At 73.5% G+C, this 26,096-nt stretch carries 20 protein-coding genes and 2 pseudogenes; 10 read left to right on the top strand and 12 right to left on the bottom strand.

Going from position 1 to position 26,096, the window contains the following annotated elements; genetic code table 11:
* Together ACWGJO_RS33580 and ACWGJO_RS33575 are read right to left on the bottom strand one after the other, a co-directional pair.
* Positions 1 to 265: pseudogene (locus ACWGJO_RS33580) on the bottom strand (hypothetical protein); the annotation flags it as partial.
* Between the two features lie 81 nt (positions 266 to 346).
* A complete protein-coding gene (locus tag ACWGJO_RS33575) occupies positions 347 to 1,141 on the bottom strand; it encodes an alpha/beta fold hydrolase (RefSeq protein WP_452189542.1) in 795 nt (264 codons plus the stop codon).
* 361 nt (positions 1,142 to 1,502) lie between these two features.
* On the opposite strand from ACWGJO_RS33575, the gene ACWGJO_RS33570 reads away from it, so the two are divergent.
* From ACWGJO_RS33570 to ACWGJO_RS33550, 5 genes are all read left to right on the top strand, one after another.
* Positions 1,503 to 4,250 (top strand): helix-turn-helix transcriptional regulator, encoded by a 2,748-nt coding sequence (locus ACWGJO_RS33570; RefSeq protein ID WP_452189540.1) that lies wholly within the window; start codon positions 1,503 to 1,505, stop codon positions 4,248 to 4,250.
* Between the two features lie 255 nt (positions 4,251 to 4,505).
* Positions 4,506 to 5,756 (top strand): ABC transporter substrate-binding protein, encoded by a 1,251-nt coding sequence (locus tag ACWGJO_RS33565; RefSeq protein WP_452189538.1) that lies wholly within the window; start codon positions 4,506 to 4,508, stop codon positions 5,754 to 5,756.
* Entirely contained in the window at positions 5,728 to 6,666 is a 939-nt protein-coding gene (locus ACWGJO_RS33560; RefSeq protein WP_452189536.1) for a carbohydrate ABC transporter permease, read from the top strand. The genes ACWGJO_RS33565 and ACWGJO_RS33560 overlap by 29 nt, the downstream gene beginning before the upstream one ends.
* Positions 6,663 to 7,481 carry a carbohydrate ABC transporter permease gene (locus ACWGJO_RS33555; RefSeq protein WP_452189534.1) on the top strand — a complete coding sequence of 273 codons (819 nt, stop codon included), beginning with the start codon at positions 6,663 to 6,665 and terminating at the stop codon, positions 7,479 to 7,481. Before ACWGJO_RS33560 ends, ACWGJO_RS33555 begins: the two co-directional genes overlap by 4 nt.
* Before the next feature lie 162 nt (positions 7,482 to 7,643).
* A complete protein-coding gene (locus tag ACWGJO_RS33550; RefSeq protein ID WP_452189532.1) occupies positions 7,644 to 8,648 on the top strand; it encodes an AraC-like ligand-binding domain-containing protein in 1,005 nt (334 codons plus the stop codon).
* Between the two features lie 145 nt (positions 8,649 to 8,793).
* On the opposite strand, the gene ACWGJO_RS33545 is transcribed toward ACWGJO_RS33550, so the two are convergent.
* Positions 8,794 to 11,250 (bottom strand): penicillin acylase family protein, encoded by a 2,457-nt coding sequence (locus tag ACWGJO_RS33545; RefSeq protein ID WP_452189530.1) that lies wholly within the window; start codon positions 11,248 to 11,250, stop codon positions 8,794 to 8,796.
* Positions 11,251 to 11,410: 160 nt separating this feature from the next.
* Here ACWGJO_RS33545 and ACWGJO_RS33540 point away from each other — a divergent pair, with 160 nt between their 5' ends.
* On the top strand, positions 11,411 to 11,572 hold the full coding sequence (locus tag ACWGJO_RS33540; protein ID WP_452189528.1) for a hypothetical protein: 162 nt from the start codon (positions 11,411 to 11,413) through the stop codon (positions 11,570 to 11,572).
* Positions 11,573 to 11,615: 43 nt separating this feature from the next.
* Here the strand turns inward: ACWGJO_RS33540 and ACWGJO_RS33535 are convergent, their stop codons facing one another.
* Positions 11,616 to 12,932: an MFS transporter gene (locus ACWGJO_RS33535; RefSeq protein ID WP_452189527.1), complete on the bottom strand. Its 1,317-nt coding sequence runs from the start codon at positions 12,930 to 12,932 to the stop codon at positions 11,616 to 11,618.
* Between the two features lie 279 nt (positions 12,933 to 13,211).
* Between ACWGJO_RS33535 and ACWGJO_RS33530 the strand changes: the two genes are divergently transcribed.
* From ACWGJO_RS33530 to ACWGJO_RS33520, 3 genes are all read left to right on the top strand, one after another.
* On the top strand, positions 13,212 to 14,543 hold the full coding sequence (locus tag ACWGJO_RS33530) for a condensation domain-containing protein (protein WP_452189525.1): 1,332 nt from the start codon (positions 13,212 to 13,214) through the stop codon (positions 14,541 to 14,543).
* A gap of 34 nt (positions 14,544 to 14,577) precedes the next feature.
* On the top strand, positions 14,578 to 15,681 hold the full coding sequence (locus ACWGJO_RS33525) for an alkene reductase (RefSeq protein ID WP_452189523.1): 1,104 nt from the start codon (positions 14,578 to 14,580) through the stop codon (positions 15,679 to 15,681).
* 157 nt (positions 15,682 to 15,838) lie between these two features.
* Positions 15,839 to 16,648, top strand: a complete 810-nt coding sequence (locus ACWGJO_RS33520; RefSeq protein WP_452189521.1) for an aminoglycoside N(3)-acetyltransferase — start codon at positions 15,839 to 15,841, stop codon at positions 16,646 to 16,648.
* Positions 16,649 to 16,714: 66 nt separating this feature from the next.
* On the opposite strand, the gene ACWGJO_RS33515 is transcribed toward ACWGJO_RS33520, so the two are convergent.
* The 7 genes and pseudogenes from ACWGJO_RS33515 to ACWGJO_RS33485 all read right to left on the bottom strand — a co-directional run bounded on the left by ACWGJO_RS33515 (position 16,715) and on the right by ACWGJO_RS33485 (position 23,591).
* Entirely contained in the window at positions 16,715 to 18,256 is a 1,542-nt protein-coding gene (locus ACWGJO_RS33515; RefSeq protein ID WP_452189519.1) for a M1 family metallopeptidase, read from the bottom strand.
* A 164-nt stretch (positions 18,257 to 18,420) separates the two neighbouring features.
* Positions 18,421 to 19,959 (bottom strand): M1 family metallopeptidase, encoded by a 1,539-nt coding sequence (locus ACWGJO_RS33510; protein WP_452189517.1) that lies wholly within the window; start codon positions 19,957 to 19,959, stop codon positions 18,421 to 18,423.
* 205 nt (positions 19,960 to 20,164) lie between these two features.
* A complete protein-coding gene (locus ACWGJO_RS33505) occupies positions 20,165 to 21,037 on the bottom strand; it encodes a sulfurtransferase (protein ID WP_452189515.1) in 873 nt (290 codons plus the stop codon).
* Between the two features lie 202 nt (positions 21,038 to 21,239).
* Positions 21,240 to 21,926 carry a class I SAM-dependent methyltransferase gene (locus ACWGJO_RS33500; RefSeq protein ID WP_452189544.1) on the bottom strand — a complete coding sequence of 229 codons (687 nt, stop codon included), beginning with the start codon at positions 21,924 to 21,926 and terminating at the stop codon, positions 21,240 to 21,242.
* 111 nt (positions 21,927 to 22,037) lie between these two features.
* Positions 22,038 to 22,322: pseudogene (locus ACWGJO_RS33495) on the bottom strand (transcriptional regulator); the annotation flags it as partial.
* Between the two features lie 158 nt (positions 22,323 to 22,480).
* On the bottom strand, positions 22,481 to 22,807 hold the full coding sequence (locus ACWGJO_RS33490; RefSeq protein WP_452189513.1) for a hypothetical protein: 327 nt from the start codon (positions 22,805 to 22,807) through the stop codon (positions 22,481 to 22,483).
* Positions 22,808 to 22,973: 166 nt separating this feature from the next.
* Positions 22,974 to 23,591: a polysaccharide deacetylase family protein gene (locus ACWGJO_RS33485; RefSeq protein WP_452189511.1), complete on the bottom strand. Its 618-nt coding sequence runs from the start codon at positions 23,589 to 23,591 to the stop codon at positions 22,974 to 22,976.
* Between the two features lie 472 nt (positions 23,592 to 24,063).
* Between ACWGJO_RS33485 and ACWGJO_RS33480 the strand changes: the two genes are divergently transcribed.
* Entirely contained in the window at positions 24,064 to 24,924 is an 861-nt protein-coding gene (locus tag ACWGJO_RS33480; RefSeq protein WP_452189509.1) for an SAM-dependent methyltransferase, read from the top strand.
* A 51-nt stretch (positions 24,925 to 24,975) separates the two neighbouring features.
* On the opposite strand, the gene ACWGJO_RS33475 is transcribed toward ACWGJO_RS33480, so the two are convergent.
* A complete protein-coding gene (locus ACWGJO_RS33475; RefSeq protein WP_452189507.1) occupies positions 24,976 to 25,845 on the bottom strand; it encodes an Fpg/Nei family DNA glycosylase in 870 nt (289 codons plus the stop codon).
* Positions 25,846 to 26,096 lie beyond the last annotated feature (251 nt).

Raw genomic sequence — 26,096 nt, 5'->3', positions numbered from 1 at the left:
GACTCGGCTCGACGGCACCGACCGGCCTCGTCACCCGAACACGCACCCGCCCGGTCGGCCCGCACGGCAGCACGAACCACTCCGACGTGGTGCCGTACGGATCGTCCTCGTCCTGGTCCGCGCTGATGCTCGGCAGGCTGTCGAGAGCGAGGAAGGAGAGGTCCGGCAGCTCCGTCCGTGCCGCTCCGGCCCGGGTGTCCAGGAACTCCTGGAGTTCCCGGTCGAGCACCGGTCGCCGGGCCGGGGAGGGAGTGGGGTCGGACAACTCTTCGCTCCTGGCGTGATCGGAAGGGCCTGACCGTGCGCGGGGAGCACACCACGGCCGGGCGCGCCCGGCCGGACTTCCTCAACCGGCCCGGTGGCGACCGTCTCGTTGTCCATCCGGTCCGGTCTCCTGAATCGGGAGATCCACAGACCGTACACGACCCGGCCTGGTGGCGTCATGGATGAAGTCCGCGACGGCCGTCGGCCGGGAGAGGGCCACACTGTGGGAGACGCCGGGCAGTTCGAGGACGGTGGCGCCGGCCCGCCGGGCGGTGAAGCGCTGGATCTCCGGGTGCAGCGCCTGGTCGGCCCCGGTCACCAGGGCCCAGGAGGGCGTGGTGCGCCAGGCCGCCGCCGTCGGCGTGTCGCTGAACACCCGCTCGGCGACCGGGCGTTGGAGCGCCGCGAGCACCTGCGCCACCTCCTGGTCGAGGTCGGCGGCCACCAGCGACCGGAAGCACTCCGCCGGCACGGTCAGCTCCCGCTCCCGCCCGGTGCCGCCGCTGGGAAGCTCCGTGCGCCGCAGCCGGGGAATCAGCGGCGCGGGGGTGAAGCGCTCCGCGAGCGCGTCGAAGCTCTCCCCCACGTCGGGCAGGTAGGCGGCCACGTAGACCAGCGCCAGGACGTTCGGGGCGGCCGCGCCGGCCTCCGTGATCACGGCGCCCCCGTAGGAGTGGCCGACCAGGACGACCGGGCCGTCGATGCCCGCCACGACGGCGGCCAGGTAGGCGGCGTCGTGGGCGAGTCCCCGCAGCGGGTTGGCGACGGCGAGGACCGCCAGGCGGCGCCACTGGAGCTCGGCGATGACGCCGAACCAGGTACTCGCGTCGGAGCAGCCGTCGTGGACGAGCACGACGGTGGGCCGGGTGGGGGGCATGGCGGCCTTTCGGACGGCGCCGGACGTCCGGGCGCGAAGGACTGCGGGGACGGGTTCGGCAGGGTCGGCGGTCGTCGAGCGGCAGCCTGTGGTGACGATTCTCCCGGCGTGCCGACCGGCTGACCACCGACCGACGTAGGGATCGCCCGGCCGAACTTCATCGCTCTGTAGCAACGGCCCACCGGTCCTGCCGGCCGGCAGGGCCGGCAGGCCTTCGGCCGTGGACGGCGCACGCGGCCGGCCATGGGGCCGCCCCGCACGGCGTACCCTCGGGGAGCCGCGAACAGCGGCAGGGCGGGGTCGTCCGTCGGCACGGGCCGAGCCCGGCCCCGGCAGGCGAGCACGGAACGGGAAGGCGTCCATGGCAGGGTCAGGCGGTCCGCTGTCCCGTGGCGGCCTGCGCGGCCGGGAGGCCGAGCTCGAACGGCTCCAGGCGCTGATCACCTCGGTGGCCCGCACCGGAAGCGGCGGACTGGCCCTGATCCAGGGGGAACCGGGTATCGGCAAGACCACCCTGCTCGCCGAAGCCGCCGCCAGGGCCCGGGCCGCGGGCTTCTCCGTGGGCGTCGGCAGGGCCGACGAGCTGCACCACGTCGCGCCGCTCTCCTCCCTGGCCACCGCCGTCCGGCACGGCGAGCGTCCACTGCTGCCCGCCGGCGCCTTCGCCGACCTCGCCCGCCATCACGACCAGCGGATCTGGCTGGTGGAGCGTCTGGCCGAGGCCGTCGAGGCCAGGGCGGGCGGCATGCCGGTGCTGGTCGGCCTGGACGACGTCCAGTGGGCCGACGCGCTGAGCCGGTTCGCCCTGCAGCAGCTCCCGACCCGGCTGCGGACCTCGCCGGTGCTGTGGGCGCTGACTTCCCGTCCGGAGCCCTCGGGCCCGGCCGAGGAGATCGTGACGGCCGCGACCGGCGGCCTCCCGACGGTCACCGTGACCCTGGGCCCGCTGTCCGGCGCGGCCATCGGCCAGCTGGCCGGCGACACGCTCGGGGCGGCGGTCGACGGACGGGTGCGGGAGCTGTTGGACGGAGCGGGCGGCAACCCGTTCCTGGCGGTCGAGATGCTCGTGGGTCTGCGCGGCGCCGAGTCCTCGCCGGAGGCCGTGCCCCCCGGCCTGGTGGTGGGTGTGCGCGGCAGGCTCAGGTCCCTGCGGCCCGACACCCTGCGCTTCCTCCGGATGGGGGCGGTGCTGGGACGCTGCTTCGGCTTCGAGGACGCCGCCGCGCTCTGCGGCCGGTCGGGCGCCGAACTGGTCCCGGCGCTGGAGGAGGCCGTGCGGGCCGGGCTCCTGGACGACGACGGTGACCGGCTGGTGTTCCGACACGATCTGCTGCGCCAGGCGGTCTACGCCGACATCCCACCGTCGGCCCGGAAGGCCCTGCACCGCGAGGCCGCCCGCGGCCTGGTCGCCGCGGGCCGGCAGCCGATCGACGCGGTGCCTCACGTCCTCAGGGGTTCGCTGCCCGGGGACGAGGAGGCCGTGGCGTTGCTGCGGCGCGCGGCCGAGGACGTCCTGCCGGTCACGCCGGGCCCGGCGGCCGACCTGATGACGCGCGCCCTCGACCTGGTGCCGTCCGCGGGGCCGCTGCGGTTCGCCGTGGGTGAGCAGGCGGTCCTCTGTCTGACCCGGGCCGGCCGGAACCGGGAGGCGCTGTCGACGGGTGACCGGCTGCTGGCCGAGCGACCGCCGCCGGCGACCTTCGGCCGGATCCAGGCCGCCCTCGGCGGGACGCTGTGGACCATGGACCTCGCCCACGAGCTGCGCCGCCGCACCGAGGCCGCCCTCGTCGTGGGGGGCTCCGCCCCGGAGGTCCGTGCCAGGCTGGCCGCCCAGCGCGCACTGGCCCTGTCCCGGGGCCCTGACCTCGTCGCGGCGCGCGAGGCCGGCGAGGCCGCGCTGGGTGACGCCACCGCGGTCGGTGACCGGGAGGCGCAGGTCCTCGCGCTGTCCGGGCTGGGCGAGATCGCGCTGAACGCCGGTGAGAACGCGGTCGCGCTGGAGCGCTTCGCCGCGCTGAGTGCCGTCGATTCCGCCTTCCTCCCCGAGGAGGTCGTGGCGCACCTGCACATGGACGACTTCGCGTCGGGCGAACGCCTGCTCCTGCGGGCGGCGGACGGGGACGGGGCGACGCGTCAGGCCATGCTGCTGTGGGCGCAGGGCCAGCACGACCTGGGAATCGGCCGGCTCGACGACGCCGATGCCGGCTTCGTGACCATGGAGCGCCTGGAGGACGAGGTGCGGGTGCCCGTCCAGCAGGTGAACGGTCGTGTGATCCGCTCCCGGATCGCCCTGCTGTGCGGCGACCGGGAGGCGGCGCGGGAGCACCTGGTCGCCGCGCGGGAGCGGCTGGCGGTCAAACCGAACCCGGGCAACACGGCCGCGGTGCGGTTCCTGGAGGCGGTCCACGCCGAGGCCGACGGGGACACCGGGCTGGCCGTCGACCGGATCCGCCGGGTCCAGCGGGAGGGTTCCTTCATGCGGTGGCGGCTCCTGCGGGACTGGGTCGATTCCGCGATCCGCATGTCCCTGCGCGGCGGGGAGCGCGAACTCGCCGAGGACCTGGCCACGCAGGCCGAGGCCCACGCCGCACGCAACCCGGCCGTGCCGACCGCCACGGGCATCGCGGCGCAGGCCCGCGGGCTCGTGAACGGTGATCCCGCCCTGCTCGAACACTCCGTGGAGCTGCTCGGGGCGTGCCCCCGCCCGCTGGTCCGGGCCGCCGCGTACGCCGACCTCGGCCAGGCGCTCCTGACGGCGGGACACGCGGAGCGGGCCGCGGCCGCGCTGGCCCGCGCACGGAAGACGTTCGCCGGGTCGGGCGCCCACGCCGCGGCGGCACGGGTGCCACGGGCTCGGGAGGGCGCGGGGGCCGGCAGTCGCGGGGCGGCCGCCGTGCGTCGCCCCGTCCAGGGCTGGGGGGCCCTGACGGCCTCGGAGCGGAAGGTCGCGGGCCTCATCGCCCGGGGCCACACCAACCGGTCGGCCGCCGAGGTGCTCGTGGTCTCCCCGCACACCGTCAACACCCATCTGACGTCCGTCTTCCGCAAGCTGTCGATCAGCTCCCGGGTGCAGCTCGCCAACCTGGTCGCGGCCCTGCCCGACGGCTGAGCGGGGCGCGCGGCCCGGGCGTCCGGCGCTTCACGGCCCCACGCACGCCGTGGTGCTGTCACGGCCCGAGGCCGTGGTGGCGATGGTCCGGGAGGCCACCGCGCACACGACGGGTACTCCCGGGGGTGTTTAATATGCGTTCGGACGGAAGGGACCGGTCGGGCCGCTACGACGCCCCCGGAATCCGCCCCCTCGCACGACCGACCCCGGTCGCCCCGTCACCCAGTCACCCAGTCACCCGGCAAAGGCACCAGCATGATCCCACCGGCCAGCTCGTCGGTGCGGCGGATCGCCGCGCTCCTGACCGGGATCCTCGCCCTGGTGTCCGCCGCCGGGTGCGGTGACCCGACCGGTTCCCGGTCCGCCGGGGGTGAGGTGACCTCCATCACCGCGCTCGACTACTACACCGACGAAGCCGAGCACGCCCAGTGGGGCGGGATGCTCACCGAGTGCGGCAGGACCGCCGGGGTGGAGGTCCTGCACACCAGCGTTCCGGGGGCGTCCCTCGTCCCCAAGGTCCTGCAGCAGGCGTCCTCGCGCACCCTCCCCGACCTGCTGATGCTCGACAACCCGGACCTGCAGCAGATCGCCCGGACCGGCGCGCTGACCCCGCTGGACGACTACGGCATCGACTCCAGCGGCTTCTCCGAGGGCATCCTGTCGGCGGGCACCTACCAGGGATCGGTGTACGGGCTGGCCCCCGCCGTCAGCACCGTCGCCCTCTTCTACAACGAGGACATGCTCGCCGAGGCCGGCGTCGCCGTCCCGAGGACCTGGGACGAACTGAAGGCGGCGGCGGCCGCGTTGACCCGTCCCGGGCGCTACGGGATGGCGGTCGACGCCAACCCCACGTTCGAGGGCACCTGGCAGTTCCTGCCCTTCCTGTGGTCCAACGGCGGTGACGAACGGCAGTTGGACACCCCGCAGGCCGCGCAGGCGCTCCAGCTCTGGGTCGACCTGGTGAACAGCGGATCCATGTCCAGGTCCGTGCTGAACTGGACGCAGGCCGACGTCCACGACCAGTTCGTCGCCGGGAGGACGGCCATGATGATCAACGGCCCATGGCGGATCCCGGCCCTGAACCAGGAGGGGAACCCGCACTGGGGAGTGGCCCCCGTGCCCGTCCCCCGGCTGGGGCAGACCCCGGTCACCCCGCTCGGCGGTGAGGTGTGGACGGTCCCGAAGGGCGCTTCCAGGGCCCGGCAGGAGAAGGCCGCCCAGGTCCTCGCCTGTCTGAACACCCCCTCCAACATGCTCACCGCGGCCGAGCAGCACTTCACCGTGCCCTCGCGCACCGCGGTGGCCGCCCGGTACGCCGAGGAGGTCCCCTCGATGGGCGCGTTCGCCAGGAGCGTGGAGGCGGCACGCTCGCGCACCGGCGAGCTCGGCGCCGCCTGGCCGAAGGCGGCGACGGGGATCTACACCGCGGTCCAGTCCGCGCTGACGGGTGAGCGGACACCGGAGGAGGCCCTCAGGCATGCGCAGCGGATCGCGACCGCCGGCTGACCCCGCCCCGGGGCGCCTGCGGGAGCGAACGGCGCGGTGGCTGTTCATCGCGCCCGCCGCGGCGTACCTGTCGCTGTTCTTCGGCTACCCGCTCGTCAAGAACCTCGTGACGAGCTTCCAGCACTACACGGTCACCACCTTCTACACGGGTGACGCACCGTTCGCGGGGCTGCGGAACTACGCCGGGGTCCTCTCCTCGGACCAGTTCCCCCGCACCCTGCTGACCACGGTGCTGTTCACCGCCGGCTCGGTCCTGGGGCAGTTCGCGGTCGGCCTGGCCCTCGCCCTGTTCTTCCGGCGCGGCTTCCCGCTCGGCGACGTGCTGCGGGCGCTCCTGCTGCTGCCGTGGCTTCTTCCGCTGGTCGTCTCCGCGACCGTCTGGAAGTGGATGCTCGACCCCGACACCGGAGTCGTCAACGCCGTACTGCGCGGCCTGCACCTCTCGTCGTCCGGCGTCCCCTGGCTCACCGGCAGCTCACAGGCGCTGCTGTCGGTGGTCCTCGTCAACACCTGGGTCGGCATCCCCTTCAACACCGCGATCCTGTACGGCGGTCTGCGGGACATCCCCACCCACCTGTACGAGGCGGCGGAGCTGGACGGCGCCGGTCCGCTCGCGTCGTTCCGCCACATCACCTGGCCACTGCTGCGGCCCGTGGTGAACGCCGTCCTGGTACTGGACGCGGTCTACACGCTCAGGGTGCTGGACATCGTCCTCGTGGTGACGGGCGGCGGGCCGGCCAACGCCACGGAGACCCTCGCCACCCAGTCCTACGAAATGTCCTTCCGGCAGTTCGACTTCGGGCACGGCGCCGCGATGAGCAACCTGCTCGTCGTCCTGTCGCTCGTGTGCGCCCTCGCCTACCTGCGCGCCGGGCGACGCGCCGGGAGCGACCGGGAGGCGGCCCCGTGAGACGCGCGCCCCGCCGCCGCGGCCCGCTGTCCACCGTCGTCGGGATCGTCCTGCTCGCGCTGATGCTGTTCCCCGTCTACTGGATGGTGAACGCCTCCCTCCAGCCGACCGGCAACACCCTGCGAGGAGGGTGGTTCCCGCTCCGTCCGGACCTCGGCGGGTACGCCACCGCGCTGCGCGACCAGGGGCGCAACCTCGTCACCAGCCTCGTCGTGGCCCTCGGCAGCGTGCTGCTCAGCCTCGCGCTCGCCGCCCCGGCGGCCTACGCCCTGGCCCGGTTCCGGCTGCGCGGAACCGACCTCGTGCTGCTCGGCATCCTGATCACCCAGACGGTGCCGGGCATCGTCGTGGCCAACGCGCTGTACGGCGCCTACGCCGACCTGGGGCTCCTGAACTCCTGCCTCGGGCTGATCCTCGCCGACTCCACCGCGGGCGTCCCCTTCGCGATCGTCCTCCTGCACGCGTCCATGCGGAGCATCCCCGGGGAGATCGTCGAGGCCGCGCAGCTGGACGGCGCCGGCCGGCTGCGCGTCCTCCGCTCCGTGGTGCTCCCGCTGAGCAGGAACGCGCTGATCACGGCCGCCGTCTTCACCTTCCTGTTCACCTGGGGCGACCTCCTCTTCGCCCTCACGCTCACCACCACGGGAACGGTCCGGCCGGTCACGCTGGGCGTCTACCAGTACATCGGCGCCCACACGAACCAGTGGAACGCCGTCATGGCCACCACGGTCCTGGCCGCCGTTCCGGCCGCCGTCCTGCTCGTCGTCGCCCAGCGCTTCGTCACCACCGCGGCCACCGACGGAGCCCTCAGGTGAGCGGCGGTCGCGGACGGCCCGGCCCGTCACCGATCCGCGGACGGCCACCGGTCCGCCGCCCCGGTCCCGATTCCCGGATCTGGTAGGTTCACGCGATGCTCCGCCACGCCCCCCGCTGGCATGGTGTTCCGGAAGGAACACCTGTCGGGAGGGCGGAGAACCATGGCGCCGGAAGTTCGGGAGAGAGGCGCCTCCGGCGACAGCGCCACCGCGACCGCGTCGCTCTCCACCGCCCCGCTGTCCGCCGCCGCACGGGCGGAGGCCTGGCACGAAGCGGTGTCCCACACCTTCGTGCCGATGGCGGTGGACCTCCTGGAGAAGGTGCCGTCGCCCGGAACGATCGTCAGCCGCCGGCTGGGTCCGATACGGATTTCGAGGATCCAGGCGGGACCCCAGGTGGTGACGCGCGGCAGGCGCATGATCGCCGCGGACGACCCTCCGTCCCTGATCCTGAGCCTCCAGGAGCGGGGCACCGCGGTCAAGGAACAGGACGGGCGGGAGACGGTCGTCCGGCCCGGCGAATTCTCCGTCACCGACTCGTCCCGGGTGTTCCGGAAGCGGATCGACGAGGGGTTCGTCTTCACCTCCTTCCACTTTCCCCGGGAGGAGCTGGACGTGCCGGAGCGGGACCTGCGCGGGCTGACCGCGACGGCGTTCAGCGGCACCGAGGGCAGCTCCGCGCTGGTGGCGACCTACCTCGCGCAGCTGGCGCGCCAGGCGGCGGGGCTGGACCACGTCGTCGGACGCCGGGCGGCGGCCACGGCGCTCGACCTGCTGGCGATGCTCCTCGACGAGCGGGGCGGGCGCACCCGGCCGCAGAATCCGCAGAGCGCGGCCTCCTTGGAACGGGTCAAGGAGCACATCCTGCGCAACCTCCGTGATCCGGACCTGTCGCCGTCCGCCGTCGCCGAGGCGAACTTCATGTCGGTGCGCTTCCTCCACAAGCTGTTCCAGCAGGAGGGCGTCACCCTCGGCACCTGGATCCGGACCCAGCGGCTGGAGCGCTGCAGCCGGGACCTCGTGCGGCCGATGGCCGAGGAGCTCGGGGTGGCGGGCATCGCCCGCCGCTGGGGCTTCGCCAACTCCAGCCACTTCAGCCGCGCCTTCCGCGAGGCCTACGGCGTGTCACCACGGGACTGGCAGGTCGGCCTCAGACCGACGGAGTGACGCCCCGCCGACGTAGGAGTGAGAGACGTCCTTGACCGTCCCGGGGGAAGTCCCGTACAGCACCTGCGTCGGGGAGGAGGTCGAGCCCCGGTGGCGGCCGCCGTCATGGCAACGGCGGCCGCCCGGGGCTCGGGGCGGGAACGGGTCAGCGTCGCAGGGTGGTGACGGTGAGGCCCGGGGCGGAGCGGATCTCGGCCTCGGTGAAGCGCTCGGTCAGCCACTGCTTGCGGGCGTAGGCGCGGGTCTGGTCGGTGAAGCGGGAGGACGTCGGGTCGGCGGACTCGCCGTAGGTGAGCAGCGTCCGGGTGCGCGGGCCCCGGTCGGTCAGCTCGGTCGCCATCACGAAGGTGGCGCCGTGCGGGACGCTGCGGACGTCCGTCGGGTAGGTGCCGCCGCCGGCGCCCGAGTCCGGCCCGGCCGTGACGACGTTGAAGCAGCCCAGCTGGTGGGAGCAGCCGTGCAGCGGGATGCCCGCCCAGCGCTGGACGCGGCCGATCGGGGCGTCCACCGGCAGGCCGCGGCCCGCCAGGTCCTTCACCGCGTCGGCCAGCGCGCGCTGGGCGACGGGGTTGGCGGCGTCGATGCCGCGCGGGGTGGTCAGCGGCCGGGCCGGGTCGGCCGGGACCGTCTGCCAGGCGGTCGTGCCGGTCTTCGCCAGCGCGTCCCGGTACGCCTGCCAGAGCACGGTGCCCCGGCTGTCGGCGTCGGCCCTCGTGTCCCAGGCCGCGAGCACCCCGCACGCCGGGCGCACGTCCACCCGGGTGCCGTCGGACGCGGCGATCTCCGGGTGGGCGCGGCACAGGGCCACGGCGTCGTCGCGGTCGAGTTCGGCGCTCTGCACCCGGTTGCCGAACATCGTCGCCTGGAGCGAGCCGAGGGTGAAGCCGGGGGCGCCGAGGCCGTCGGTGCCGGCCCTGCGGTCGGCGATCATCCGCAGGCTGAGCTGTGTGCGCAGCATCCGCTCGGAGGCGCCCCGGTAGACGGCGGGCAGGCCGGTGATCGGCGCGTCCGCGTTGGTCAGGTACGGGCCGTTGTTGGCGTTGGCGACGTAGTCGGTGCGGGTCAGTGCCGGGTGGTTGGCGGGGCCGAAGACGCCGGGCACGAGCGCGTCCGGGTCGCGGCCCGGATCGCAGGCGGTGGTCGAACCGTCCAGCACCGGCCCGATGGCGGTGACCGCGGCCAGGCAGCGGCCGAGCTGCTCGTCGGGGAGGTGCGGGACGGCGGAGGCGTCGGTGAACCAGGTGGTGCCGCTGGAGTCGACGGCCGTCGTGTACACCCAGGGGAGGCCCTGGTAGGTGCGCTGGGCCTGGCGCAGCTGGTCGAGGTTCTGGGCCCGGCCGATCGCCAGCCACTGGTTCAGGGAGCGGAGGTTCTCGGCGTTGGCGTCGCCGAGGGTGTAGGCGTACTGCCCGGTCCAGCCCTCGGAGAGGACGTAGCCGAGGCGGGAGCGGTAGACGGTCCGGTCGACGGTGGAGAGCGTCCCGTCGGCGGCCCGGACGGTGATCCTGACGGCCTCCTGGGCCATCCGTTCGACCTTGCCGTCCACCAGGTACGCGGTCGGGTCGCCGGGCACCAGCGTGAGCCGGTGGAGGGCGTAGTGGTCCGCGTAGCTGGTGGTGTGGCTCCAGGCGAGGCCGCGGGTGTGGCCGATCTGGAGGAACGGGATGCCGTACAGTCCGGCGCCGGCGACGTCCAGGACGCCGGGGATGGTCAGCTGGGCCTGGTAGAAGCGCTGCGAACCGGCCCACTTGAGGTGGGGGTTGGCCAGCAGCAGGCCGTTGCCGTTGCGGCTGGCGTCGCGCCCGATCGCCCAGGCGTTGCTGCCGAGTTCGGGGTTGTCGGCGGAGCGGCCCGGAGCGGCGATCCGGGCCGGGCCCGCCTCGGCTCCGGACGCCCCCTCCGCGGTCGCCCCCGCGGCGCTCGCCCCGGGGGCGAGCCCGGTCCCGGCGCCGGGGACGGCCGTGGCGATCTGCTGCTTGGCGGCGGAGCTGCCCGCTTCGGTGTTGACCTCGTAGAGGATGTTCCACAGGTCGTCCGCGGTGATCGGCCCGACCCAGGCCTTCCCCCGGCAGGACGGGTCGGGGAGGTGGTCGGCGCCGGTGTCGCCCAGGTAGCGGTTGTACCCGGCGACGTAGCCGTCCACCAGCTGCCGCGCCTCGTCGGTCGGGCCGAGCGGGGCGGGGGCGGCCAGCAGCCGCCGTACCGTCCCGGTGCCCAGCACGCCCCGCTGGTAGGTGTCGCTCACCAGGTTGGTCACCAGGTCGACGGACCGGGCGTCCGGGCCGAAGTGGCGCGAGCGCTCGCCGCGCACGGTGACCACCTGGTCGGCGAGCTGGCACAGGTTGTCCTGGGCGAAGGCGTACCCGTAGCCGTAGCCGAGGCCGCCGAAGTCGCGGGCGACGACGTGCGGGACGCCGTACTCGGTCCGGCTGATCTTCGCGGTCCAGCCGCCCCGGTCGAGGTCCAGGCCGGCCCCGGGGTCGCCGTCCGCGGCCCGGGCCGCGGTGGGCACCAGGGCCGCCAGCAGCGCGGACGCCAGTCCGACCGCCACGGCCGCCGGGGTGAAACGCCTTCGGATCGCGCTGAACTGACGCTCTCTCATGTCTTCCGTTCCCGTCATGGGCCCCACGCTGACGCCGTGGTGCCCGGCCGGTCATCCCCCCTCGGGACGAACCCTCCTCGGCCGCCCGGCTGATCCGTGTACGTCTCGGCTAGGGGATGGTCCTTGCCCGCACCACCTCTACGGTCGGACGATGCGGTCCGTGGATCATCAGGGTCCGGCGCTCCGGCGGAGCCCGGCCGCCCGGGCCGGGCACCCGCCCGCAGGCGGCAAGCAGCAGGCGACAGTCCTCGCCGCCCTGTGCGCCGCCCCGGCCGCCGGCTGGATGCTCCGCCACCGCCCGGTGGCGGCCGCCGCCCCCTGAGCGGCACGCCCGCTCCACGGGCCCGCGCGGGCCTCGGATCGGCTCAGCCCACCGTGGCCGGCGCCGGGGCGGGCCGCGCCGGCTCGACCACGGTGCCGTCGGCCGCCCCGCCCAGCGTCGCCAGCCGCCGCAGGCCGGCCCGGCGCTGGAGCGCGCCGAGACCGACGGTCGCCGCGCCGAGACCGAGCCAGCCGAGCGGTCCGGCCGTCATCACCACTCCGGTCAGCAGCAGCGGCCCCACCGACTTCTGCACCGACTGGGACATCCCGGCGACCCCCAGGTACGAGGCCCGGGCACCCGGCGGGGCCAGCACCACCGCCAGCTCCCAGGAGCTCACCGAGCGCAGCAGCTCCGCCAGGGTGATCAGGACCGCCGCGCCCAGCAGCGCGACCGAGGCCACGACCGGCCCGGCGCCGGTGGCGAGCACGATCAGCAGACAGCCGCCCAGCACCGTCACCCCGTACCAGCGCAGCGCGGCGGCCGCCCCGAGCGCGCCCTCCGCCCAGGCCGAGACCCGCAGTTGCAGCAGCACCACGAGCACCGTGTTGAGCACCAGGAAGACCGGGACGACGGCGTGCGGCGCGCCGGTGTGGTGGACCAGCCAGAGCGGCAGCCCGACGTTGAGGATCGAGTCGTCCAGGTTCAGCGGCATGTCCAGCAGGACGAACCGCAGGTAGCCGCGGTCCCGCCAGGGGCTCGGCACGGCGGACGGCGTCCCGGCGGGCTCGCCGCCGGGACGGTCGCCGGGCCGGTCGCCGGCCTTCGCCGCGACCAGGCCGCGCCCGGACGGCTCCCGGGTGCGCCGGACCAGCACGGCGGCCAGCAGGTAGGACAGCCCGTTGGCCGCGATCAGCACCCGGTAGGCGTCCGCGGTGCCCACCGCCAGTCCGATCGCGGCGACGCCCGCGCCGAGCGCGTACCCGGCGTTGGCCACACTGCGGAACAGCGCCTGGTAAGTGGCCCGCCGCTCGCCCGCCACCCGGGTCGCGAACAGCATCTCCAGCGTCTTGGCGGCCCGCTCGGCCAGGCAGATCAGGGCCACCACGGGCAGCAGCGCGCCGAAGTCGTCGACCACCAGGAGCAGTCCCATCGCCCCCAGCCGCAGCAGGTGGCAGCCGATCAGCAGCCACCGCACCGAGAACCGTTCGGCCGCCCGCCCGGCCAGCGGGGACCCGGCGATCCCCGCCACCGCCCCCACCCCGAGCAGCAGCCCCAGCTGCCGCGCGTCCATCCCGCACGCATAGGTGAAGTACAGCACCGAGGCCGCCGCCCACACCCCCGTGCCGGTCCGGTCGACGCACTGCGCCAGCAGCATGATCCGCGCATCCCGCCCGCCCGGCGGCCGCCGCAGCTGCGCCATCAGTCCGTTTCCCCGCATGGAGGTCCCCCGTCGCGTGATCGACATCAATCTCGACATCAAGATACTTCACATCAAGAGACCTTTGAACCCCCGGGCCGCCGGTGGCGACGAGCGGGCAGGCTCAACCCGACCCGCCTCGACGGACCCGCGCACTCGACCGGCACCACCGGCGCAGCCCTCGACGCGCGGCGGGCGGTGCGCCACACTCTCCCCAGTAGCACCCGCGCTCCCAACGCACCGGCACGACTCAACGACCACCGCACCACGGAGAGCCGATCGGTGACCACTCGTCAACTGCTGGAGATCCCCTTCTCGTCCGGCCGGACCGGATCCGGCCCGGCCACCTGGGGCCAACGGGCCATCTGGGACGCCGTACGACAGCTGCCGCCGGCCGATGCGCCGCGCTACAACATCGCCACCGCGGCGCCGCTGGACCCGGGGCTGCCGCTACCGGTCCTGCTGACCGCGCTGGAACAGCTGCTGCACCTGCACGACTCGCTGCACACCCGCCTGCTCCCGGACGAGACCGGCGACCTCCGCCAGAGCGTGGACGGCGAAGGCACCCTGACCGTCCACCTGCTGACCGCCGGGGAAGGCCAGGATCCGGCCGGGCCGGGCGCCCGACTGCACGAGGAACTGGCGGCCCAGGCCTTCGACACCGCCGTCCAGTGGCCGGTGCGGATCGGCGCGGTGACGGCGGACGGGCTGGTCCGGCACGTCAGCCTGGTGCTCTCGCACACCGCGGTGGACGGCTCCGGAATGAGCCGGCTGGTCGCCGACCTGGCCGCGCTCTGCCTCGGCGGCTCGCCCGAGGACCTGGCCGAGCTGCGCCGGTCCACCCGACAGCCTCTGGAGGAGGCCGAGTTCCAGACCTCCGACCGGGGCCTGCGGCGCGATGCGGCGGCCCGCAAGCAGTTCGTGCGCAAGCTCCGACTGGGCCCGGCCCGGCTCTTCCCGCCGGCCGCCGAGCAGCCCGCCCGGTTCCCGAACGCGGTGCTCCGCTCCCCCGCCCTGCCCCGGGCCGTCGAGCGGGTGGCGGCCAGGCACCGGGTCAGCACGGGCTCGGTACTGCTCGCCGCGACGGCGGCGATGACCGCCCGGCTCGCCGGCTCGACCGAGGCCGTGCTGAACGTCGTGGTCAACAACCGCTTCCTGCCCGAACTGGCCGACGCGGTGAGCGTGGTCGCGGGCGACGGCCTGTTCCATCTTCCGGACGCCACGGCCGAGTTCGGCGAGGTGGTGCGCCGGACCCACGCCGCGGCGATCGGCACCTACCGGCACGCGTACTACGACAGGTCGGCCCTGGACGCCGAGGTCGCGCGACTGACCGCCGAGGGCGTCCGACTCGCGGACCGCTCCTGCGTGTTCAACGACACCCGGGAGCTCCTCCCGGTGGCGGCCGACCCCGGCGAGGACCGGACCACGCTCACCTGGCCGGTGGAGTTCGAACCGCGCCCCGGCCTGACCTACGCCCTGGACGCCCTGCAGTCCGCCGAGGCACTGAGCCTGGCCATGACGGCGGACCCGTCCCTGCTCCCGCGCGCCGCGATGGAGCGGTTCCTCTACGGCATCGAGGAGTTGATCCTCACCGAGGCCGCCGAACGCGCTTGAACCTGACACCGGTGTCAGGTTCTACCGTACCGGCATGACCACCACCGCCACCGCCACCCTGCTCACCCCGTACCGCCTCGGCCGGCTCGACCTGCCGAACCGCGTCGTCATGGCCCCGATGACGCGGTACCGGGCCACCGAGGACGGTACGCCCCTGCCCGTCGTCGCCGAGCACTACGCCCAGCGCGCGAGCGCCGGCCTGATCGTCACCGAGGGCATCTGGCCCAGCCGGCAGGGCCAGTCCGGCTGGCGCCTGCCCGGGCTGGAGACGCCCGCGCACGTGGCCGGCTGGCGCGCGGTGACCGAGGCCGTGCACGCCGCCGGCGGCCGGATCGTCGCCCAGCTGATGCACGGCGGACGCCAGGGCCACCCGCTCAACCGGCTGCTCGGCGACGTCCCGGCCGGCCCCTCCGCCGTCCCCGCCCCGGGCCCGGTGCACATCAAGGACGGCGGCAAGGCCGAGGCCGTCACCCCGCGCGCCATGACCCGCGAGGAGATCCACCGCACCGTCGCCGACCACGTCGGCTCCGCCCGCCTGGCCCTCGACGCCGGCTTCGACGCCGTCGAACTCCATGGCGCCAACTCCTACCTGATCCACCAGTTCCTGGCCGACAACACCAACCTGCGCACCGACGAGTACGGCCCGCGCACCCTCGCCGACCGGCTGCGCTTCCCGATCGAGCTGGTCACCGCCGTCGCCGAGGCCGTCGGCCCCGACCGCCTCGGCCTGCGACTGTCCCCCGGCAACCCGCAGTTCGGCATGCACGAGGCCGACCCCGCGCCGGTCTACCGCGCGCTGCTCGGCGAACTCGACGCCCTCGGCCTGGCCTACCTCCACCTCACCGACAACGACGACTACCCGGCCCTGGCCGACCTGCGACCGCGCTGGTCCGGCCCGCTGATCGGCAACGTCGGCGAGAACCGCGCCGCCACCGACCGCGAGCGCGGCGAGGCGGTGCTCGCCGCCGGCCTGGCCGACCTGGTCTCCTACGGCCGCGCCTTCATCGCCAACCCCGATCTGCCGGAACGGTTCGCCGCGAACGCCCCGCTCGCCCCCGTCGACCCCACCCACCTCTACGGCCAGGAGGCCACCGGCTACACCGACTACCCGCGCCTGCGACCGGCCGCCCGACCGTGAGCCGGATCGCGCACCGACCCGCGCACCGACCCGCGATCCGGACCGGGTTCCGGCCCGCGGAGCGACCGACGGCACCCCCGTCCTGACCGACTGTCAGTGCCACCCGCTATGGTCGGCCCCGAACGATCCCAGCACGAACAGCACCGCAGGGGGCACCATGACCACACCGGGCACCGGCCCGCTCACCACCGCCGACCTCGTGGAGGGCTGGCACCGGGCGGGCGTCCGCGAGGGCATGGCGCTGATCGTGCACTCCTCGCTCTCCAGCCTCGGCCGGGTCGAGGGCGGCGCGGCGGCCGTGGTGGCCAGCCTGCGCGAGGCGGTCGGGCCCGGCGGCACCGTCGCCGCGCCCACCTTCACCTCCGACACGGTCCGTGACCCGGCCCCCGGGCACAGCGGCGCCCCCGGCCCCGAGGTGGTCGAACTCCGTTCCGCCGTACCGCTGTTCCATTCCGGGCTGCCCTCCGCCACGGGCGCGGTGGCGGAGGCACTGCGCACCCTGCCGGAGAGCCTGCGCAGCACCCACCCGCAGGTCTCGGTCGCCGCCGTGGGCGCACACGCCCGGGAGGTCACCGCCCGGCGCTCGCTCGGCTTCGCCGTCGGCCGGGAGTCGCCCTTCGGCGCGCTGCACGACCTCGGCGGGTACGTGCTGCTGGTCGGCGTCGGCCACAACCGCAACACCTTCCTGCACTACGCGGAGACCTTCGCGCCCAACCGCCGGCTCAAGCTCCGCCGCTTCCCGATGGCGATCCAGGGCGAGCGGGTCTGGATCGAGGCACCGGACGTGGCGGACGACAACGACACCCACTTCCCGGTCGTGGGGCGGGAGTTCGAGGAGCGGTCGGGCATCCGCGAGGTCCTGGTCGGCGAGGCGGCCTGCCGCCTGGTCCCGGTCCGCGAGCTCATACCCTTCGCCGTCCGCCGCCTCACCGAACTGCTGGCGGCCGACGGGCCCGGAGCGGCATAGGCCGGGCCGACGGTCCCCGCCGTGCGCGCGGAACCGCCGGCCCGATCCTCCTGTGCCGCCCTGCCGTCAGTGACGTCCCTCGTGCACCGCGCTGGTCTCCTGGATCTTCTTCCAGGACTTCGGCTCGGCCGGCGGCTGCCCCGCGTCCCGGCCGGCGTCCGTGCCCGGCGCCGGCGAGGCCGAGGCAGCGACAGCGGTGCCCGGCGGCACCGGTCCGACGGCGGGCTTGCCCGGGGTGAACAGCCAGGTGTTCAGCAGGTCCCCGAGCTTCTTCCCGGAGACCTTCTCGGCGTAGGCCTGGAACTCCGGGATGGTGGCGTTGCCGTAGCGGCGCTCGGTGGGCCAACCCTTCAGGATCTGGAAGAACTTCTCGTCCCCGACGGCGTTGCGCAGCGCCTGGATGGCCAGCGCGCCGCGGTAGTACACCGCGAGGGAGAACTGGTTGTCCTCACCCGGGTCGCCCGGCTTGACGGTCCAGAACGGGTCGTCGGCCGGGCGTGAGGCGTAGATGTAGTCGGCCAGTTCCTGTGCGGTGCCCTCGTTCTCGTGCTCCGACCAGAGGAACTGCGAATACTCGGCGAAGCCCTCGTTCAGCCAGATGTCGGACCAGCGGGAGAGCGAGACGCTGTCGCCGTACCACTGGTGGGCCAGCTCGTGCACGACCACCGACGTATTGGTGCCCCTGGCGAACAGCCCGGGGCCGTAGGAGACCCGGGTCTGGGTCTCCAGGGCGCCATTGGACGGGGTGTTGGCGACGTAGCCGCCGACGGAGCTGAACGGGTACTCGCCGAAGTAGCCGCTCAGCCAGTCCACCAGCTCGCCGGTGCGCTCGATACTCGCCCGCGCCGCGGCAGCGTTGTCACCCAGATCCTTGCTGTACGCGTTGTAGACCGGCAGCCCGCTCACCGTGGTGTCCCGGGTGACGTCGAACTTGCCGATCGCCAGCGTGGCCAGATAGGTCGCCTGCGGCTTGTTCTCCCGCCAGCTGTACCGGGTCCAGCCCGCCTGCGAGCCGGTGCCGGTCAGCACGCCGTTGCTGATCACCTGGTTGCCGTCCGGCACCAGCACCGAGACGTCGAAGGTCGCCTTGTCGCTCGGGTGGTCATTGCTCGGGAACCACCAGCCGGCCGACACGGGCTCGCCGGCCACCACCGCACCGTCCGGAGTGCGGCGCCAGGCGGTGTAGCCGCCGTACTTCTCCACGGTGGACGGCACATCCTTGTAGCGCACCACCACGGTGGCCTGGGCACCCTTGGCCAGCGGCCGGGCAGGGGTGATCTCCAGCTCCTGATCGCCGCTGGTGGCGAAGGTCGCGGGCCGCCCGTTGACCCGGACCTCGGAGACCTTCAGCGCGAAGTCGAGGTTGAACCGGGAGAGGTCCTGGGTCGCCGTGGCCAGGATCGTGGTGGTGCCCTCCAGCTCGTCGGTGGCGGGCTGGTACTTCAGCCGGATGTCGTAGTGCGACACGCTGTACCCGCCGTTGCCGAGGGTCGGGTAGTACGGGTCCCCGAGCCCGTCCGCGCCGGGCTGGAAGTCGGCGGCGGAAGCGGGAACGGCCAGGAACAGGCTCAGGGCACTGGCAGCGGAGACGATCAGCCTCTTGCGCACATGGTCCTCCAGGAATCACCGGAACGACGGGGTCGAATCGATCCTTCTCCCGTCAACCCCTCGCCCACTCCCCGATCGTGAGATCTTCATGAAAAGAAACGCGCCGAAATGACGGCTCCGCGACACCGCCGCGGAGCCGTCACATCGGCCGGTACGACATGTCGTCAGTTATGGGCTTCGTGAACCGAGTTGGTCTCCTGGATCTTCTTCCAGGACTTCGGCTCGGCCGGGGACTGCCCCGCGTCCCGGCCGGCGTCCGTGCCCGGCGCCGGCGAGGCCGAGGCAGCGACAGCGGCGCCCGGCGGCACCGGTCCGACGGCGGGCTTGCCCGGGGTGAACAGCCAGGTGTTCAGCACGTCGCCGAGCTTCTTCCCGGAGACCTTCTCGGCGTAGGCCTGGAACTCCGGGATGGTGGCGTTGCCGTAGCGGCGCTCGGTGGGCCAACCCTTCAGGATCTGGAAGAACTTCTCGTCCCCGACGGCGTTGCGCAGCGCCTGGACGGCCACCGCGCCGCGCTCGTAGACCGCACCGGAGAACTGGTCGTCCGGGCCCGGGTCGCCCGGCTTGATCTTCCAGAACGGGTCGTCGGCCGGGTGCGAGGCGTAGACGTAGTCGGCCAGTTCCTGCGCGGTGCCCTCGTTCTCGTGCTCCGACCAGAGGAACTGCGCGTACCGGGCGAAGCCCTCGTTCAGCCAGATGTCGCTCCAGCGGGAGAGCGAGACGCTGTCGCCGTACCACTGGTGGGCCAGCTCGTGCACGACCACGGAGGTGTTGGAGCCCTTGGCGAACTGCCGGGGGCTGTAGAAGATCCGGGTCTGGGTCTCCAGGGCGTAGCCGGTCGGCACATTGGGGACGTAGCCGCCGACGGAGCTGAACGGGTATTCGCCGAAGTAGCCGCTCAGCCAGTCCACCAGCTCGCCGGTGCGCTCGACGCTCGCCCGCGCCGCGTCGGCGTTCTCCCCGAGGTCCTTGCTGTACGCGTTGTAGACCGGCAGCCCGCCGGCCGTGGTGTCCTGGGTGACGTCGAACTTGCCGATCGCCAGCGTGGCCAGGTAGGTCGCCTGCGGCTTGTTCTCCCGCCAGCTGTACCGGGTCCAGCCCGCCTGGGAGGTGGTGCCGGTCAGTACGCCGTTGCTGATCGCCTGGGTGCCGTCCGGCACCAGCACCGAGACGTCGTAGGTGGCTTTGTCGCTCGGGTGGTCGTTGCTCGGGAACCACCACCAGGCCGCCTCGGGCTCGTTCGCCGCGATCCCGCCGTCCGGCGTGCGGTGCCAGCTGGTGAAGCCGTACCGCTTCACGGTGGAGGGCACGCCCTTGTAGCGCACCACCACGGTGGCCTGGGCGCCCTTGGCGAGCGGCCGGGCGGGGGTGATCTCCAGCTCCTGATCGCCGCTGGTGGCGAAGGCCGCGGGCCTTCCGTTGACCCGGACCTCGGAGACGTTCAGCGCGAAGTCGAGGTTGAACCGGGAGAGGTTCTGGGTCGCCGTGGCGAGGATGGTCGTGGTGCCCTCCAGCTCGTCGGTGGCGGGCTGGTACTTCAGCCGGATGTCGTAGTGGGAGACGCGGTAGCCGCCGTTGCCGTAGGTCGGGTAGTACGGGTCTCCGACCCCGGCCGCGCCGGGTTGGAAGTCGGAAGCCGAGGCGGGAACGGCCAGGAACAGGCTCAGGGCACTGGCAGCGGAGACGATCAGCCTCTTGCGCACGTGGTCCTCCAGGGATCACCGGAACGATGGGGTCGGATCGATCCTTGTCCCGGGTGCGCCCCGTCCACTCCCAAATTGTGAGATGTTCATGAAAAGAAACCCGCCGACATGACGGCTTCGCAGCGCTGCCGCGAAGCCGTCACACCGTCCCGTGGGCCCCACCCGACACTCGCACCCCACCCGTCGCTCCCGCCCCACCCGCCGCTCACGCTCCGAGCGTCACCGGCGCCCGCACCAGCGAGCCGTACTCCGTCCACGAGCCGTCGTAGTTCTTCACGTGCGGGTACCCGAGCAGCTCGGTGAGCGCGAACCAGGTGTGCGCGGAGCGCTCGCCGATCCGGCAGTACGCGATCACCTCGCGCTCCGCTTCCACGCCCTTCCCCGCGTACAGCTCCCGCAGCTCCTCCGCCGAGCGGAACGACCCGTCGTCGTTGGCCGCCTGCGACCAGGGGACGTTGACCGCGCCCGGGATGTGCCCGGGCACCTGTGCCTGCTCCTGCGGAAGGTGCGGGGGTGCGATCAGCTCGCCCCGGAACTCGGCCGGCGAGCGGACGTCCACCAGCACCGCGTCCGCCCCGGGCTTGGCGAACACCTCCGCCTTGGCCAGGACCTCGTCCCGCAGCGCCCGCAGCTCCGGCCGTTCGGGCCCGCCGATCCGGTAACCGGTGTGCTGGTAGTCCATCACCTCGGGGGTGAGCTCCCGCCCCTCCAGCTCCCACTTCTTGCGCCCGCCGTCCAGCAGCCGCACCGGCCCGTAGCCGCGCAGCCGCAGCAGCCAGTAGGCGTAGGCGGCGAACCAGTTGTTGTTGCCGCCGTAGAGCACCACGGTGGTGTCGTCCTCGACCCCCGCCGCCCGCAGCAGGTGCTGGACGCCGTCGCGGTCGACGTAGTCCCGGCCGACCTGGCTGTGCAGGTCGGTGGTCCAGTTCCAGCCGACCGCGCCGGGGATGTGGTCCCGGTCGTAGGCCTCGGTGTCCTCGTCCACCTCGACGACCCGGATCGTCCCGTCGTCCAGGTGGTGGGCCAGCCATTCGGTGCGGACCAACGCCTCGGGGTGCGCGTAGCCGTTGCCGGTCATCCCAGGCCTCCTTCGCTCTGCCCAGGTCGCTGCGCCCGACCGGGGCACGGTGGGCCGCACGAGGACGGCAGGGCGTACGGGCACGGCGAGGCGCCGGCGACCGGGCCGGACAGTTCGAACCTACGCCGCCCGTCCGGCCCCGGCCACCCCGGCCGGGAGATCCGCCCGGGCACCCTCGCCCGGGAAGCCCGCCCGTGCGCCGTCAGCCCTGCGCCGCGCCGTCGAGCCGCGCCACGTAGTACAGGTTCAGCACGTCCCCCTCGACCCGCTTCGCCTCGACCGAGCGGAACCCGGCCACCGCCAGCATCCGCCGGGCCGTCTGCTCGCCCCAGACCGTCCCGAGGCCCTCCCCGCCCTCACCGAGCGAGACCGTCATGCAGTAGAAGGTCGAGAAGGTGTAGAGCGCGGGCGCCAGCGGGTGGCCGATGTTCTCCGCCAGCTCGCTGCCGGCGGCGATGTCGCCCATCAGGAAGACGCCGTCGGGCCGCAGCGCGCCCGCGACGGCGGCCGGCGTGCGGGTCGGGCGGGCCAGGTCGTGGATCACGTCGAAGGCGGTGACCAGGCCGTACTCCCCGGTCAGCCCGGCCGAGTCGGCGACCTCGAACCGGGCGTTGCGCAGGCCCGGTTCGGCCGCCGCCGCGCGGGCGGCGGCGATCCCCTCGGCGGAGATGTCGATGCCGGTGAACCGGCTCTCCGGGAAGGCCCGGGCGAGCACCGTGACGGCGTGCCCCTGCCCGGTGCCGATGTCCACCGCGTCGATCCCGGCGCGCAGCCGCTCGGTCAGCCCGTCCGCCAGCGGCACGATCGCGTCCACCAGCGCCAGGTCGTACACCCGGGCGCTCTCCTCGGCCTGGAGCCGCTGGAAGCGCGGGTACGCCGAGTACGGCATGCCGCCGCCGGTGCGGAAGTGCCCGAGCAGCTCCTGTTCGACCTCTCCCATCATCGCGAGGAAGGGCATCATCCCGGCCAGGTTGTCCGGCCCGGCCGCCCTGGTCAGTGACGCCGCGTGCCCGGGCGGCAGCACGTAGGCGCGCTCCTGCGGGTCGTACTCCACGAAGCCGGCGACGACCATGCAGCCGAGCCACTCGCGCACCTAGCGCTCGTTCAGTCCGGCGGCCCGCGCGATCTCCTCGCCGGTCGAGGGGGCGAGTCCGGCCATCAGGTCGAACAGTCCGGTCTGGTGGCCGATGCTGACCATCAGTGCCAGGCAGGCGTCGTTGAGGACCTGCAGCACGCGCCCGCCGAAGGCCTCCTGTCTCACCGCGTCCGGTTCCCGTACGGACATGACTTCCTCCTCCGCGGCCGGGACGGCACCCCCCTCGTCAGTCACGCTGCGCCGCTCACCCGAACGGCCCCACAGCATGGGCGGTGGGGCCGTTCGGCGGATGGTCCGGCGGCTCCCGACGTGGCGCCGGACCGTTCGGATCGGCGGTGACGGTCCGTTCAGGAGAAGACGACGGAGCGCAGCTTCAGCCGGTCGCCGAGCTTCTTGCCGGGGTTCATGACGTAGAACACGTCACCCTCGCAGCCGAAGTCCAGGTAGACCGTGGCCGTGGAGCGGGTGAGGTTCTCCGGCGCGAAGCCCGGAGCGTCCTCGGTCGTCCACGGCAGGTCGATGCACTCGCCGCTCCGCGGGTCGGCGAGGCCGGTCAGGACCCCGGGGCCGACCTTGTAGAGGAAATCGCCCTCCGCGGCGTTGGCGGAGAAGGGAACGGCGAGGACGAGGGCGACGGCGCTGGCGGCGGCGAGCACGGCGTTGCGGAGACGCATGGGTGAGGGCCTTTCAGGTGGTACCCGGCGGTACCCGGATTCATCGGTGCGAGATCACCCTAGAGGCCCAAAATCTGCAAAAACGGTTCTTCTAATCCACCTATTCGAGTGGTTTAAGGGTTAAAACCGCTACCCTTCACCCTGTGGAGGGTCACCGGAAACCCCGTCAGTTCGGCGGAGCGGTGAAGTAGTACCCCGAGTCGACGAGCACCGGCAGGTACGCCTTCAGCGCCGCCACCGTCTGCGAGCGGTCCCCGCCGCCGTCGTGGTTGAGCACGATCGACCCGGGCCGGACGTTCTTGAGGATCCGGTCGATGATCGCCGAGGTTCCGGGCCGGGCCCAGTCCCTCGGGTCCACCGACCAGGCCATGTTCCGCATCCCGAGGTCGGCGGCCACCTTGAGCGAGGCCTCGGACCAGTCCCCGCCCGGCGCGCGGAACCAGGTGGGCTGCCGGCCGGTGGTGCGGTGCAGCAGGTCGGAGGTGCGCTCCAGCTCGTCCCGCACCTTGGTCTCGGACAGGTGCCGCAGGTCCGGGTGGGTCCAGGTGTGGTTGGCGATGTGGTGGCCGCGGTCCGCGATCTCCCGCACCAGGGCGGGGTGCTCGACCACGTTCTCGCCGATCAGGAAGAACGTCGCCCTGATCCCGTACTGCTCCAACAGCGTCAGCACGGTCGGCGTGTGGCGGGGGTCCGGGCCGTCGTCGATGGTGAGCGCCACTACCCGCCGCTCCGGGTCCAGTTCGTACACCGGCTTGGCCTCCGCCTCGGTGAGCACGCGGCTCACGGGCACCGCACTCGGCGCGGCGGACGGCGGCGCCGACGAGGACGCCGCGGACGGCGTGCCCCCCAGGACCACCGGCGGCGCGGCACCCGACCCTCCCGGCGCCCCCCCGGGCCCCGCCGGGGCGGCGGCGCCGCCCACCCCGTCCGCGGCTCCGCCCTCCCCGCCGCCCACGTGGCTCCGACATCCGGCAGCCGTGCCCAGGAGGGACATTCCCGCCGCAACCAGTAGCAATCTGCGCGAAGTAATCTGACGATCTGACAGCATTGTGGATGCATGCCCCGGCCGTCGCCGCCCCTCCCGGGGGCAACTCCGACGGCCCCGATCACCACTCCGACGGCCCAGGGCCACCGGCCGTCCACCCCGCTTCCGAAGATCTTCCACGGATCTTCCCCGACCGGACGCTCCACCTCCTGTCCGGACCGCTACGCTGTGCCTTCCCCAGTGTGATGATCTGCCATCAGAGGACGTGGCCATGACGACAAGTCAGGACTCCCCCCGCCCGGGCCCGCAGGACGACGACTCCCCCGAGCTCAGCCAGTGGGAACGTTTCGGCGTCGACACCACCGCCCCGCACTCTGCGCGCGTGTACGACTACTGGCTGGGCGGGAAGACCAACTTCCCGCCGGACCGCGCCATGGGGCAGGCCATCGAGCAGGCCGTTCCCAGCGTCAAGGCGATGGCCAAGGCCAACCGGGCGTTCCAGGGCCGGGCCGTGCGCTACCTGGCCCGGGAGCACGGCATCCGCCAGTTCCTCGACCTCGGCACCGGCATCCCGACCTCGCCGAACACCCATGAGATCGCCGAGGCGGTCAGCCCCGGGACCCGGGTGGTCTACGTCGACAACGACCCGATCGTGCTCGCCCACGCCCGCGCGCTGATGGTCTCCAGCCCGGCCAGCCGCACCACCTACATCCACGCCGACCTGCGCAAGCCCGAGGAGCTGTTCGCCGACCCGGCGCTCACCTCCACCCTCGACCTCACCCAGCCGGTCGGCCTGCTGATGATCGCCGTCCTGATGCTGATCGCCGACGAGGACGACCCGTGGGGCCGGGTGGCCGCGCTGCGCGACGCCCTTCCGGCCGGCAGCTGCATCGCCCTGACCACCCCGACCCCGGACTTCGACCCGGAGGCCGTCGGCAAGGTCGCCGAAGCCGCCCGGGCCGGCGGGATGACCCTGGTGCCGCGCGGCTACGACGACGTGGTCCGCTTCTTCGACGGCTGGGATCTGGTCGAGCCGGGCGTCGCCCCGGTGCTGGCCTGGCGCCCGGACGGCGAGCCCCCGGCCGACCCGAAGGCCGCGTACTACTGGGGCGGCGTCGCCATCAAGCGCTGACCGACGAACGCCGGGTGGGACGGCCGCGAACCGTCCCACCCACCGCGGCCGTCACTTCAGCAGCCGCGACAGCCGCCGGTCCGCCAGCGGCCTGCCCCCGGTCTGGCAGGTCGGGCAGTACTGGAACGAGGAGTCCGCGAAGGACACCTCACGAATCGTGTCCCCGCAGACCGGGCAGGGCTGACCGGTCCGGCCGTGCACCCGCAGCCCGAGCTTCTTCTCCGCCTTCAGCTCCCCCGCCGCCAGCCCGCGCGAACGCTCCACCGCCTCGCGCAGCGTGCCGCCCAGCGCCTCGTACAGCCGGGCCACCTCGTCCTCCGTCAGGCTCCCGGCGAGCTTGTACGGCGACATCCGGGCCGCGTGCAGCACCTCGTCCGAGTAGGCGTTGCCCACCCCCGCCAGCACACCCTGGTCCCGCAGCACGCCCTTGAGCCGCCGCCGCTCGCCGTGCAGCAGCGCCGCGAAGTCCGCCAGGGCGAACGCCGGGTCCAGCGGGTCCGGCCCGAGCCGGGCCACCCCCGGCACCTCGGCCGGATCCCGCACCACGTACACCGCCAGCCCCTTCTTCGACCCCGCCTCGGTGAGGTCGAACCCGTCCCCGGCCTCACCCGCCAGCCGCACCCGCAACGCCAACGGGTTGCGCGGCCCCGGCCGCGGCGGCTCGACGGGCAGGCCCTCCTTCCACCGCAGCCAACCGGCCCGGGCCAGGTGAACCACCAGGTGCAGCCCCTCGGCCTCGACATCCAGGAACTTCCCGCGCCTGCCCACCGCCCCGACCGTCCGCCCCTCCAACGCCGTCACCGGCGGTTCGTACGTCTTCAACGCACTGATCGCCACCGGCTGCACCCGAGCGATCACCCGCCCGATCAACCGCTCGGACAAAAAGACACTCAACGCCTCGACCTCGGGCAGCTCCGGCATGCGCCCAGTCTCCCCCACCCCACCGAGAGCAGCACCCCCACCCGCCCGCACCCCTTCCCCCCACCCCAGCAAGAGGAGCACCCCCCGCCCCCGAGAGCACCCCGAACCACCCCCAGCGCGAAAGGTGCCCCTCCCCGCGAGAGGGACGCGCTGCGGAAGGAGGCGGCGCAGGGGGTGGGTGCGGAGAGGGGCGTAACGGGTGATTTTCAGACTGCCAACGACGCCCAGCGCCCCACCCACAGGGTCGGCAG

This window comes from Kitasatospora sp. NPDC054795, from assembly GCF_053611565.1.
Note: the sequence above shows the minus strand (reverse complement) of the source record. Positions and strands in the feature narration are given on the sequence as shown.